A 13217-nucleotide genomic window follows, 5' to 3' on the forward strand; every position below is an offset into this window, starting at 1 on the left:
CGATGGCGGAGGGGTTCCACACGTACCCATCCCGAACACGACCGTTAAGCCCTCTAGCGCCGATGGTACTTGGACCGCAGGGTCCTGGGAGAGTAGGACGCCGCCAAGCAACACAGAGACACACTTGAATGATTTCGAGTGTGTCTTTTTTATTTGTTTATTCAAGGGGATGCGAAAGCATCTCTTATTTGACTTTGTAGGAATCCTCTGACACACTCATAGTGGATATATAGATTGCGTATCAGACTTTCATATGAAAATGATCTCAACATTCTAGAGAACGGGGTGCAGGATGAGATGGAAATTCAGAAATTGACGGTAGATGATTTTGAACCAGCGATGGCACTCTCCCAATATGCTTTTCAAGTGGTAATGAGTGAAGAACAAAAAGAAAAGCGGCGGAGTCAGTTTTCGTCACAGGATATATGGGGTGTATACGAGGAAGGGCAATTAGGAGCCAAACTTCACATTATCCCTTTTCAAACTTATATTCATGGTAGATCGTTCGAAATGGGTGGTATTGCCGGTGTAGCCACCTGGCCAGAGTATAGACGCAAAGGCTGGGTAGCGGGTCTGCTGAAGCATGCGTTGGAAGAAATGAACCGCAACAAACAAAGTATATCGTTCTTGCATCCATTCTCTTTTGCTTTCTATCGGAAATACGGATGGGAAACCTATGTTGAATTTAAACGATATAAAGTGCCTACAGCGCATTTGCCTTCGAAAAAAGCGACACCTGGAACGATTCGGCGTGGCGATCCGGGTCTCAGCACATTAAAGCAAGTATACAGTGCTTATGCTGAGCGTTATAACGGAACCTTGGTCCGGGATGATGCACGGTGGGATAATTCAGTTCTTGTACATGGGACCAGCCAGAAGGCTGTATATTACAATGAAAATGATGAAGCACAAGGTTATCTCTTATATGAGGTGAAGGAAAGTAAATTTACCATTAAAGAGATTATCTATCTGAATGAAGAGGCTAGGCAAGGGCTATGGACCTTTATTGCCAATCATGATTCCATGATTGAGGAAGTGACGTTGCAGGCACCTGCCAGTGATACGCTTGCTTTCCAATTGGATAACCCACGGATTCAACAGGAGATTGTACCTTATTTTATGGCACGCATCGTTAGTGTAGAGCAGTTTATATCCCAGTATCCCTTTGCAAGCCAGGACTCACCGGTGCAGATTGTTCTTCAGGTAGAAGATGCCCACGCTCCATGGAATGAAGGGGTATGGCAACTAAACGTTGCAATGAACGGAACGGCGTCCATATGGAAGACATCCGAGCCAATCAATGATGATCAGACCATTAAGGTGGATATTCAATCCCTTACCGCGGTCTTGATGGGGTATCGCAGACCGACGGAAATGGCACGGATCGGAAGAATTCAAGGACCAGAAGCAGCCATCAAGGCTTTGGAACAAGCGATTCCTGTACGAGAAACCTACTTGCTTGATTTCTTTTGATTACGATTTCTCTTCTTCATTTAACTTGATTATCTTATATAGAAATACAGCGTTATTGTAAGACAAATGGACTTCTCCGGCAATTTTGGAGAGGTTTTTTTGTGTCTGGCGAATATTTCGTGTAAAATCGTAAAAAATGAATAGTGACCCCACTTGGCAAACCCACAAAATATGCTATAATGTATATAAAGTCAAAGAAAGTCAAAGTCAACTAAAGGTTTAATACTTAAGTAGCTTTTCTTTCTGCAATCTGATGGATGAGCGCCCATATACGGTATTCATTTCATCGGAGGATCAAGGGAATATTAAAGGACCTTCGTGCTTCCTTCGCTCTCCTGTTAACGTCTGTGGAAGCAAGATTCGCTGTTTCCCTGATTGGTTAAATGGGTAGAGAAGGTGTACTCTGTGGGGGCGTGTGGGTCCTTATTGACTTAACGTTTCAGACAGTGGAGGATGATTGGATGCGTAATATCTCTGATATTATCGAACGATATCTGAAGAGTATTTTGCATGAAAGTCCCGAAGGAATGGTTGAAATTCAGCGTAATGATCTGGCAGATCAATTTTCATGTGTACCTTCCCAGATCAATTATGTCATCAGCACACGTTTTACCCTCGAGAAGGGATACCTGGTAGAGAGTAAACGCGGCGGTGGTGGTTATGTTCGCATACAGCGCATTGAATTACCGGCCCAATCAGCTCTGCATAATCATTTGCACCATAGTATTGGTGATGAGATCGGGCAGACTGCTGCCGAAGGTCTGATCTATCAACTGGAAGAAGCACGTTTCTTGAGCAAGCGGGAAGCCGGGTTGATGCGAGCGGCTGTATCTAGAGAGGTTATATTGGTCAAACTTCCTTACCGGGATCAAATTCGTGCCAGAATGTTGAAGGCGATGTTAATATCTTTGCTCGGTAAATGAAAACTATCGGGGTCAAAGGAGGTACATCAATATGCTGTGCCAAGAATGCAATAAACGTCCGGCGACACTTCATTTTACGAAGATCGTGAATGGAGAGAAGACGGAATTCCATATTTGTGAGTCATGTGCCCGTGAAAAAGGGGAGATGATCCCTGGAACAGCAGGAGGATTTTCCATTCACAACTTGTTGTCCGGGTTGCTTGATTTTGATCCAGCTGGCAAAAGTGGATCTGCAGGATCACCACCTGCAAAAGCACTTCAATGTGAAGAGTGTGGTATGACGTACTCACAATTTAGCAAAATAGGCCGTTTCGGCTGCAGTTCATGTTATAAATATTTTGACAGTCGTCTGGACCCTTTGTTCAAGCGGGTTCATGGTAGTACATCCCATGTGGGCAAAGTGCCAGCACGTGCTGGTGGTCGCATCAAGGTGAAACGGCAAATCGCCGATCTGAAGCGTGAGCTTCAGGAGAGTATCGCCCAAGAGGAATTTGAAGAGGCGGCTCAGATCCGTGACCAGATTAGAGGACTTGAAAAAGGAATAGCTCAGGAGTAAAGTTTGTCATGAGTAGGAGGGATGCGTAATGCCTAATCTGCGCTTTACAGAGAAGGCGCTCAGCGACTGGATGCGTAGTGATGCGGCTGATTCCGAAATCGTCATTAGCAGCCGTGTCCGGATCGCACGCAACCTTCAGCATGTTCCGTTTCCGATGCTGGCTTCCAATGAGCAATCGGAAGAGGTGCTGAATAAGCTGAGCGAAGTACTTCAATACGATGACGTTCATGCCTTTGGGGATTTTCATACGCTGGATCTGCTCGATATTGACGAACTCGACAAACGAGTGCTGGTGGAGAAACATCTCATCAGTCCAAGTCTTGCGAATGAATCCAGGAATGGTGCGGTTATTCTCAGTGAGGATGAGTCTGTCAGTATTATGATTAACGAAGAGGATCATCTTCGTATCCAGTGCCTCTATCCGGGGTTCCAGGTGAAAGAAGCCTGGGAGAAAGCTTCCGCAATAGATGATGCTTTTGAAGCGCATGTGGATTATGCTTTTGATGATCGAAGAGGATACTTAACCAGTTGTCCTACCAATGTAGGTACAGGTGTCAGAGCATCGGTTATGATGCACCTGCCTGCCCTGGTGATGACGCAGCAGATAGGCCGTATTCTAACCGCAGTTTCCCAAGTGGGATTGACGGTAAGAGGAATATACGGTGAAGGTAGCGAGGCGATGGGTAACCTGTTCCAGATCTCGAACCAGATTACATTGGGACAGACCGAACAGGAAGTCATCGAGAACCTGCATGGTGTTGTATTACAGATGATAGGTCATGAGCGTACAGCCAGAGAACGGTTAATTACCGACTCCAAACTCCGTATTACGGATCGTGTCATGCGCTCTTACGGCATATTGTCTCATGCAGCTATTGTCGATTCAAAGGAAGCTGCACAGCGCTTATCGGATGTACGTCTTGGCGTGGATCTCGGCTTACTGGATGGATTGTCCATCACAGTAATGAATGAGTTGAATGTGATGACTCAGCCGGGATTCTTGCAGAAAACATTCGGGGAAGATATGCGCACAGATGAGCGTGACATCTACCGTGCTCAGTTGATTCGTGATACGATCAATGCAGCGAAGCAGTCCTAGCTTAGCCTGATATTGTATTGAATTATGGTTTCATGCCGCATTGCGGCTTTTATATAATAAGGCATGTATGAATGCCGAATGACTTTATTCGCAGCACGGCTGCAAACAAAAATGATATAAGAATACGATGGGTAACATTTGAATCCCTTCGTTTTATCCAAAACCATGGAGGTGCAGGAGATATGATGTTTGGAAGATTTACGGAACGGGCCCAAAAGGTGCTCGCACTCGCCCAGGAAGAAGCTGTCCGTCTCGGTCATAATAACATCGGTACTGAGCATATTTTGCTCGGCCTCATTCGTGAAGGTGAAGGCATCGCAGCCAAAGCACTGATCGGCCTGGGACTCGGATTGGAAAAAATTCAGGATGAAGTAGAAACGCTGATTGGCCGTGGCCAAGAGCAACCTACCAACATTGCATATACGCCACGTGCGAAAAAAGTAATTGAACTGTCTATGGACGAAGCTCGTAAATTGGGCCACACCTATGTAGGCACAGAGCATATCTTGCTCGGATTGATTCGTGAAGGCGAGGGTGTTGCAGCACGTGTGCTCAACAACCTGGGTATTAGCCTGAACAAAGCACGTCAACAAGTGCTGCAATTGCTTGGCAGCAGTGAAGCTGTATCCAGTCATAATGGAACACCTGCCAATGTAAGCACACCAACGCTGGATAGTCTGGCACGTGACCTTACGGCTTATGCCAGAGAGAATAACCTGGACCCAGTTATTGGACGTAGCAAAGAAATTGAGCGTGTCATTCAGGTACTCAGCCGTCGTACCAAGAACAACCCGGTATTGATCGGTGAGCCTGGTGTAGGTAAAACAGCGATTGCTGAAGGCCTTGCACAAAAAATCATTGCGAATGAGATTCCGGAAACATTGCGTGACAAACGTGTAATGACCCTGGATATGGGTTCGGTAGTAGCTGGAACCAAATATCGTGGTGAGTTCGAAGATCGTCTGAAAAAAATCATGGATGAGATTCGCCAAGCAGGTAACATTGTCCTGTTTATCGACGAATTGCATACCTTGATTGGTGCAGGTGGAGCTGAAGGTGCCATCGATGCTTCTAACATTTTGAAACCGGCTCTGGCTCGTGGAGAATTGCAGTGCATTGGTGCAACAACGCTGGATGAGTATCGTAAATACATCGAAAAGGATGCAGCGCTTGAGCGTCGTTTCCAACCGATTACTGTAGATCAGCCTTCGCCGGAAGAAGCGATTCAGATCTTGCACGGCTTGCGTGACCGTTATGAGGCGCATCACCGCGTGAAAATTACGGATGAAGCGATTGTACAGGCGGTTAAATTGTCTGACCGTTACATTACAGACCGTTTCTTGCCAGACAAAGCGATTGACCTGATTGATGAAGCGGGCTCCAAAGTAAGATTGAACTCTTATACAATCCCACCAAACCTGAAACAACTGGAAAGCCGTCTGGAAGATATCCGTAAGGAAAAAGACGCTGCGGTTCAAAGCCAGGAGTTCGAAAAAGCAGCTGCTCTGCGTGATACGGAACAAAAAATCCGTGAAGAGCTGGATGTAACGAAGAACCAATGGAAAGAAAAACAAGGTCGCACGGATTCCGAAGTAACACCTGAGGATATCGCACAAGTGGTAGCCAACTGGACAGGAATTCCGGTGAACAAGCTAAAAGAAGAAGAGACACAACGTCTGATGAATCTGGAATCGATTCTGCATGAACGTGTCATTGGCCAGGATGAGGCTGTGAAATCGGTCAGCCGTGCGGTTCGTCGTGCTCGTGCTGGACTCAAAGATCCAAAACGTCCGATGGGTTCATTCATTTTCCTCGGTCCTACAGGGGTAGGTAAAACAGAACTTGCTCGCGCTCTGGCTGAAGCGATGTTCGGCGATGAAAATGCAGTGATCCGTATCGATATGTCCGAGTATGGCGAGAAGCATTCGACTTCCCGACTCGTCGGAGCGCCTCCTGGATACGTTGGATACGAAGAAGGTGGCCAGCTGACAGAGAAAGTTCGTCGCAAACCATATTCTGTAGTCCTGCTCGATGAGATCGAGAAAGCACATCCGGAAGTATTCAATATCTTGCTGCAAGTCCTTGAGGATGGTCGTCTGACGGATTCCAAAGGTCGCGTGGTTGACTTCCGGAATACGCTGATTATCCTGACATCCAACGTGGGTGCCGAAGCGATCAAACGTAACTCTACACTTGGCTTCACAGCGGTTGTGGATGCAGGTGCGGACTACGATAACATGAAGGGTAAAGTCATGGATGAGCTGAAGAAAAGTTTCCGTCCAGAGTTCCTTAACCGGATTGATGAAATTATCGTATTCCACTCTCTGGAACAGAAACACATTGCAGAGATTGTTACCCTCATGAGCGAGGAGCTTCGGAAACGTCTACGTGAATACGAGGTTGATTTCGAACTCACCGACAATGCCAAGGATTTCCTTGCCAAAGCCGGCTTCGATCCAGCTTACGGTGCGCGTCCGCTTCGTCGGGCGATCCAGAAGCATATCGAAGACAAATTGTCTGAGGAGTTGCTCACAGGTAACGTAACCAAAGGTGATTCGTTGCTCATTGACGAAGAGAACGGTGCACTGTCTGTAACAAAAAAAGACGTGATTGTTCCTACTAATGAGGAAATCGAAACCAAATAATATATAGCAAGCTGAGTTAAACTCCAGCTTGTAGTGATCCTTAATCCTTCTCGGCTTCGGCCGGGGAGGATTTTTTGCATTTTGGACAGAAGACGGACATGATTATGTCAGGAACATGTGTAAAGTTTGCGATTATCCTTTACGAAAAATCTCAAACAATGGTAAACTTTTAGTAACCCTGCGCGTCAGGGAGTTAGGCAAAATTCGTCGAATAATGCAAAATGCTGTTATAAAACTAATTATAGGAGTGCTGAAGTGGCCAAAGTTAAAACTAAGTTTCAATGTACGGAATGCGGCTATGAAGCCCCCAAATGGTACGGTAAGTGTCCAGGTTGTCAGTCATGGAATTCAATGGTGGAAGAAACAGAGACGGTAGTCAAAACACAAGGAAGAAATTCTCCCCTGTTTGACAGTAAAGATAAACCGCTTCCTATCATAGATATAGATAGTGGTCAGGAACCGCGTGTACAGACTGGAATCGGAGAGTTGAACCGGGTATTGGGTGGCGGAATCGTTCCAGGCTCACTCGTTCTGGTGGGCGGAGATCCGGGTATCGGTAAATCAACGTTGATGTTGCAGACGTCCCATGCTTTAACGCACTCGGGTTTGCGTGTGTTATATGTTTCCGGTGAGGAATCAGTAAAGCAAACCAAACTGCGGGCGGACCGTCTCGGGGCACTATCTGCCGAGTTGTATGTGCTGTGTGAAACCAATATGGAACGTGTAGAGGAAGCGGTGGATCAGATCCAGCCGCATTTTCTTGTCATCGACTCCATTCAGACGGTATATCTTCCCGAAGTTACCAGTGCGCCTGGTAGTGTAGCACAGGTAAGGGAATGTACGTCAAGGTTCATGCGGATTGCGAAAGGCAGGGGCATTGCAACGGTTCTTGTGGGGCATGTTACCAAAGAAGGAGCCATTGCCGGTCCACGTATGTTAGAGCATATGGTGGATTGCGTGCTTTATTTTGAAGGAGAGCGTCACCATACGTATCGCCTACTGCGTGCGGTGAAGAACCGTTTTGGTTCCACCAATGAGATTGGTATTTTTGAAATGGGCGAGGATGGACTTCGTGAAGTGGGCAATCCGTCTGAACTCTTCTTGTCGGAACGCCCACTGGGTGTAGCGGGTTCTACGGTAGTTGCCAGTATGGAGGGTACACGTCCTTTGCTTGTGGAATTGCAGGCATTGATCTCAACCACTCATTTCCCTTCTCCCCGCCGCATGGCAACAGGGGTAGATCTGCATCGATTAAATCTGATCATTGCAGTGCTAGAGAAACGAATGGGCATGTTTTTACAGACCCAGGATGCATATCTGAATGTAGCTGGAGGAGTGAGGCTGGATGAGCCCGCTGTAGACTTGGCGGTTGCCGTCAGCATTGCATCCAGTTTGAGAGATGTACCGACCAAGCCGGACGACGTCATCTTTGGCGAGATCGGTCTGACAGGTGAAGTTCGAGCCGTATCACGGGCCGAACAACGAGTAAAGGAAGCCGCAAAGCTGGGCTTCAAGCGAGTCATTTTACCGGAAAAAAGCTTAAAGGGCTGGAAACATCCTCGCGGGATACAACTGATCGGTGTGAATACCGTGGCAGATGCACTAGCGGTTGCTTTAGATTAGGGGGCATAACAAGATGAAAGATTCGAGCCAACTGGATAATATGAATGAATTGTTAAGGCTGATCGCACCAGGTACACCTTTCCGCGAAGGTCTGGAAAATGTGCTGCGCGCCAAAACGGGCGCACTGCTTGTTGTAGGATACAGCCCTGAAGTAATGGAAGTGGTGGATGGGGGATTCTCGATTAACTGTGATTTCTCCCCGAACTATCTGTACGAACTCGCCAAGATGGATGGTGCAATTATTCTTAGCGAGGATTTGAAGCGTATTCTTTATGCCAATACCCAGTTAATCCCAGACTCCTCGATCTCTTCTTCAGAGACGGGGATTCGTCACCGGACAGCAGAGCGTGTAGCGAAGCAAACGGGTAAATTGGTCGTATCCATATCACAGCGCCGGAATATCATTACCTTGTATCAGGGAACACTTCGGTATTCCCTCAAGGAAATCGGGGTTATTTTGACCAAAGCGAATCAAGCGATTCAAACACTGGAGAAATACAAAGCGGTATTAACACAGTCCCTTACGAATCTGAGTGCTTCGGAATTTGAGGAATTGGTAACGATTCCTGAAGTGGTCAATGTGATTCAGCGTACCGAAATGGTGATGCGGATCAAAACCGAAATCAAACGATACATTCATGAGTTGGGGAATGAGGGACGACTCATCTCCATGCAAATGGAAGAACTCGTGGGTACAACGGAAGAAGAAGCTTGGTTGCTGTATAAAGACTATGCCCGTGACGACAGTGATGACAAAATCCGTGAAATTATCGTGGGACTGAAAAGATTGTCGGACGATGAATTGCTGGATGCACATCATATTGTCCGTCTGCTCGGCTATCCTTCTTCAGCGGCTACTTCTGAGGATTCGGTTGCACCTCGCGGATTCCGGGTATTAAATAAGATCCCCCGCCTGCCCAATGTCATTATCCATAACCTGGTGGATCAATTCGAGCAATTGCCTCATGTGATTATGGCTACAATAGAAGAACTGGACGAAGTGGACGGTATCGGTGAAGTTCGTGCCCGGACCATTAAGGAAGGCCTTAAACGTTTGCAGGAGCAGATGTTTATCGATAGACAGATGTAAGGTTTGCCTGTATAAAGGCTTGAAATGGATGAGGTGAAACAACGATGCTAACCAGATTCATTCCGAATCTCTTTACCCTGGGTAATCTGTTTCTTGGAATGATGGCAATTTTGCTTGCGATTGATGGAAACTACAGTTTGGCTGCTATTATGGTCATTGTAGCGATGCTGCTGGATGGTTTGGATGGCCGAGTGGCACGTGCGCTCAATGCCCAAAGTGAATTCGGCAAGGAACTGGATTCCTTGTCTGACATGGTTTCCTTTGGTGCAGCACCGGCACTGATCATATTTATGGTGTCGTTTCAAGATTCCATGCCGATCCTCGCCTGGGTTGCGACAGCTGCTTTTCCGATCTGTGGAGCCATTCGTCTTGCACGGTTTAACGTTCGTCCGGGAATTCCTGGATACTTCACAGGTCTGCCGATTCCGGCAGCCGGCGGGGTACTGGCCACACTGTCCTTGTTCAACAAGGATATCGGTCCGGTCAGCATGATGATTGCTACGTTGCTGTTATCGTACCTGATGGTGAGTTCGCTTAAATATCCCAATTTCAAAAAGGTGGGTTTGCCGCGTAAGGCAATCTGGATCGCACCATGGGTTGTGTTATTTGCGATAGCCGTAGCTGTTATTTTCCCGGAGCAGTTATCCAAATTGATCTTCATTCCGCTGGTGTTATACGCTTTGTATGGTATGAAGCACAATGTGCGGACAGCGGCCTCGCGTAGTCGAGCCAAGAAGCGCAAGGATGAGAAATCTTCCCGTCCTTCCGATCGTTAAGTATGGAGCACAGACATAATACAAAGAAAGCACGTACTCTCCCGAACAGGAGAATGCGTGCTTTTTGCTTATTCAGATCTATTTACGGTAAAAGAAACCCTTACGAACGACATACATATCTTTTTACGACAGATTAAACATCCCTAACGTCGAACACTTCTGTGATTCGTGATTCACGACCTCTTCCATGTTGATGTCCAGCAGATTGCAGAGAGCCGACATGTAGAACAGGTTTCGCCCCAGTTCAGAGCTGATGACCTCTCTGCAGTTCTCACACAATTCACCTTCCACATGCGTTTCCAACAAGCCTTTGGTTTGAGCGATATCGCTCTCTGGGGCATATTTCTGCTTGGTGGCGTGCAGCTCGATGCAGCCGCATTCGGTAATGGCCTTGGACACCGCACGGTTAACAGACGCTCCGGCTTGTCCTGTTTTGGACAGTACATCAATCAGACTGCGATGACGCAGCAACAGTTCAGAAACTTGATCCTGGAAAGCCTGTAAACTTAGCGTACTCATTTTGCCACTCACCTCGGGATATGAATTGAATTCATTATATGCCAATAATTTACCTACTTTCAACTGACGATTGCAACATTTCCAAAAAGTTCTTTCGAATGGGATTAGCAATTCAGGAATTGGATCATACTGGATATAAAGATCAAGATACATTGAAGGAGGTGCAGGGACTAATGTGGAAAAAAGGCATTTTAACTTTTACAGGATTGTGCGGTGCATGGTTCGGCTACACGGCATATCATCTGGCAGGAAAATCGGTCCCATGGATGGCTGAGTGGATTCAGTCAGCAGGATTACTGGGAGCTGGCATATCGACGCTGCTGGGAGCTGTAATGTTTATGGCTGTATGTAATATTGGTGGTACATTGATGGCAGACAGGCTGCATAGTGGAATTGATTCATTGGCAAAAGTACCTATGAACGAACTGGCTGCAGGTGCCACAGGTACCGTTGCAGGATTGCTGGTGGCCTTGTTGCTCTACCCTGTTGTGGGATGGATGGGGACGGCAGGAGAAGTGCTGCAAGTGGCGCTGACGGTGATTAGTGCTTATTCCGGCTATACCCTTGCCATGGCGAAGAAAGACGATCTGGGGGCCTTCTGGATGTCTGGGCGATGGGGTCATCCGGAGGTAGACGAGGATAGACGGATGGAAGAACATAAAATTCTGGATACCAGCGTCATTATTGATGGGCGTATTGCTGATATATGCAAAACCGGATTCATTGAAGGCACGATCGTAATTCCGGAATTCGTTCTGGAGGAGCTGCAGCATATTGCGGATTCATCGGATCTGCTCAAGCGGAACAGAGGACGGCGAGGACTGGACATTTTGAACAAAATCCAGAAGGAACTTGATGTAAAAGTCCTTATCTATGAAGGGGATTTCGAGGAAATCTCCGAGGTGGACAGCAAACTGGTTAAACTGGCTAAAGTGCTTCAGGGCAAAGTGGTCACCAATGACTTTAACCTGAATAAAGTGTGCGAACTCCAGGGTGTATCTGTGTTGAACATTAATGATCTCGCCAATGCGGTCAAGCCGGTCGTTCTGCCAGGCGAGGAGATCATGGTGCAGATCATCAAGGATGGCAAGGAGCACGGTCAAGGTGTAGCCTATCTGGATGATGGAACAATGATCGTTGTGGAAGGCGGACGCGAGTATATCGGCATGATGATGGAAGTGCTGGTGACCAGTGTGCTGCAGACTTCAGCGGGACGAATGATTTTTGCCAAGCCGAAACTGTTGGAAAAAGCCCAATAAAGCGGTATGATGGGTAGTGTATCGTTGAATGATATTGTATATCTTTGGACGATAAACTGACAGACAAGGCAGGGATTGCGGCATGAATAAAGGGTGGGGCGTTGTCATTGTGGCAGCAGGTCGCGGAACCCGGATGGGGACGACCGAGAGCAAGCAGTTTCTGTTGCTGCAGGACAAGCCCGTTTTCATACATACGCTTGAGGTATTTGCTGCGCTGGACGAGATCCGCGAGATGGTGCTGGTCACAGGAGCTGCAGATGTTGAACGCTGCCAGGATTGGGTAAAAGAATACCAATTGGATTCACGTGTCCGTGTTATCCCCGGAGGGAAAGAGAGACAACATTCTGTCCATAAAGGCCTTGAGGCACTTGGGACGGATTGGGTGCTCGTTCACGACGGGGTACGTCCTTTTGTGAACCATGAGCAGATCAAGGGATGCATGGAGGCCGCCATGTCCGGTGGAGCAGCCGTACTGGCCGTCCCAGTGAAGGATACGATCAAACAAGTGAATGCGGAAGGAGTCGTTACGGCGACGCCAGACCGCAGCAGTCTGTGGAGCATTCAAACCCCGCAGGCTTTTCGTCTTTCTTCCCTGCTCTCCGCCTACGCATCAGCCGAGCAGGACGGATTTCTGGGGACAGATGATGCCATGCTGGCTGAACGTCAGGGAATGTCGGTCAAGGTTGTGGAAGGCAATTATACCAATATCAAATTAACGACGCCGGAAGATTTGGAATACGCCGCGTTTTTGCTGGGGGGAGAGAAGAAGCGATGATACGTGTAGGACAGGGATTTGATGTACATCAGCTGGTGGAGGGACGCCCGTGCATTATTGGCGGAGTAACGATTCCTTATGAAAAAGGACTGCTGGGTCACTCAGACGCAGACGTGCTGTTGCACGCGATTAGTGATGCGATTTTGGGTGCGCTGGCACTCGGGGATATCGGCAAGCACTTCCCGGATACCGATCCAGAATTCAAGGATGCCGACAGTCTGAAATTGCTGGAGCATGTATGGCAGCTTGTGAAGGATCGCGGATACCGGTTAGGGAATATCGATTCAACGATTATTGCCCAGAAGCCGAAGATGGCTCCTTACATCCCACAGATGGCTGAGGTTATTGCCAAAGCACTGGAAGCGGATGTAACGCAGGTGAACGTGAAAGCAACAACAACAGAGCAACTGGGATTCCCGGGACGCGGAGAGGGCATTGCTGCTCAATCCGTTGTTTGCCTTGTTCGAGTGTGATATCAT

12 protein-coding genes and 1 rRNA gene are annotated in these 13217 nt (G+C 47.5%); 12 read left to right on the forward strand and 1 reads right to left on the reverse strand.

Annotated elements, in window-relative coordinates; translation table 11 throughout:
- The 9 genes from rrf to pssA form a co-directional block, all read left to right on the forward strand.
- A 5S ribosomal RNA gene (gene rrf / locus WFI24_RS32510) occupies nt 1–109 on the forward strand; the annotation flags it as partial.
- 188 nt (nt 110–297) lie between these two features.
- Nucleotides 298–1473 (forward strand): GNAT family N-acetyltransferase, encoded by a 1176-nt coding sequence (locus WFI24_RS32515; protein WP_336765969.1) that lies wholly within the window; start codon nt 298–300, stop codon nt 1471–1473.
- A gap of 461 nt (nt 1474–1934) precedes the next feature.
- Nucleotides 1935–2396 carry a CtsR family transcriptional regulator gene (locus tag WFI24_RS32520; protein WP_062836165.1) on the forward strand — a complete coding sequence of 154 codons (462 nt, stop codon included), beginning with the start codon at nt 1935–1937 and terminating at the stop codon, nt 2394–2396.
- Nucleotides 2397–2427: 31 nt separating this feature from the next.
- Nucleotides 2428–2952 (forward strand): UvrB/UvrC motif-containing protein, encoded by a 525-nt coding sequence (locus WFI24_RS32525; RefSeq protein ID WP_336765970.1) that lies wholly within the window; start codon nt 2428–2430, stop codon nt 2950–2952.
- A 28-nt stretch (nt 2953–2980) separates the two neighbouring features.
- Nucleotides 2981–4051, forward strand: coding sequence for a protein arginine kinase (locus WFI24_RS32530; protein WP_145326582.1), 1071 nt, complete (start codon nt 2981–2983; stop codon nt 4049–4051).
- 182 nt (nt 4052–4233) lie between these two features.
- A complete protein-coding gene (locus WFI24_RS32535) occupies nt 4234–6696 on the forward strand; it encodes an ATP-dependent Clp protease ATP-binding subunit (protein WP_145326581.1) in 2463 nt (820 codons plus the stop codon).
- A 255-nt stretch (nt 6697–6951) separates the two neighbouring features.
- The gene (radA, locus tag WFI24_RS32540) at nt 6952–8319 is read left to right on the forward strand and encodes a DNA repair protein RadA (RefSeq protein ID WP_036671578.1); all 1368 of its coding nucleotides are present in this window, start codon (nt 6952–6954) and stop codon (nt 8317–8319) included.
- Nucleotides 8320–8332: 13 nt separating this feature from the next.
- Nucleotides 8333–9409, forward strand: coding sequence for a DNA integrity scanning diadenylate cyclase DisA (gene disA, locus WFI24_RS32545; RefSeq protein WP_062836168.1), 1077 nt, complete (start codon nt 8333–8335; stop codon nt 9407–9409).
- A gap of 44 nt (nt 9410–9453) precedes the next feature.
- Nucleotides 9454–10185 carry a CDP-diacylglycerol--serine O-phosphatidyltransferase gene (gene pssA, locus WFI24_RS32550; protein ID WP_145326580.1) on the forward strand — a complete coding sequence of 244 codons (732 nt, stop codon included), beginning with the start codon at nt 9454–9456 and terminating at the stop codon, nt 10183–10185.
- 123 nt (nt 10186–10308) lie between these two features.
- On the opposite strand, the gene WFI24_RS32555 is transcribed toward pssA, so the two are convergent.
- Nucleotides 10309–10704: a hypothetical protein gene (locus tag WFI24_RS32555; protein ID WP_017692049.1), complete on the reverse strand. Its 396-nt coding sequence runs from the start codon at nt 10702–10704 to the stop codon at nt 10309–10311.
- Nucleotides 10705–10877: 173 nt separating this feature from the next.
- Between WFI24_RS32555 and WFI24_RS32560 the strand changes: the two genes are divergently transcribed.
- The 3 genes from WFI24_RS32560 (at nt 10878) to ispF (ending at nt 13211) form a co-directional block, all read left to right on the forward strand.
- Nucleotides 10878–11963, forward strand: a complete 1086-nt coding sequence (locus tag WFI24_RS32560; RefSeq protein ID WP_336765974.1) for a PIN/TRAM domain-containing protein — start codon at nt 10878–10880, stop codon at nt 11961–11963.
- An 82-nt stretch (nt 11964–12045) separates the two neighbouring features.
- Nucleotides 12046–12738, forward strand: a complete 693-nt coding sequence (gene ispD, locus WFI24_RS32565; protein ID WP_336765976.1) for a 2-C-methyl-D-erythritol 4-phosphate cytidylyltransferase — start codon at nt 12046–12048, stop codon at nt 12736–12738.
- A complete protein-coding gene (gene ispF, locus WFI24_RS32570) occupies nt 12735–13211 on the forward strand; it encodes a 2-C-methyl-D-erythritol 2,4-cyclodiphosphate synthase (RefSeq protein WP_076254730.1) in 477 nt (158 codons plus the stop codon). Before ispD ends, ispF begins: the two co-directional genes overlap by 4 nt.
- The last annotated feature ends 6 nt before the right edge of the window (nt 13212–13217 follow it).

The sequence above is a fragment of the Paenibacillus sp. USHLN196 genome (genome assembly GCF_037144955.1).
Lineage (GTDB): Bacteria > Bacillota > Bacilli > Paenibacillales > Paenibacillaceae > Paenibacillus > Paenibacillus xylanexedens_C.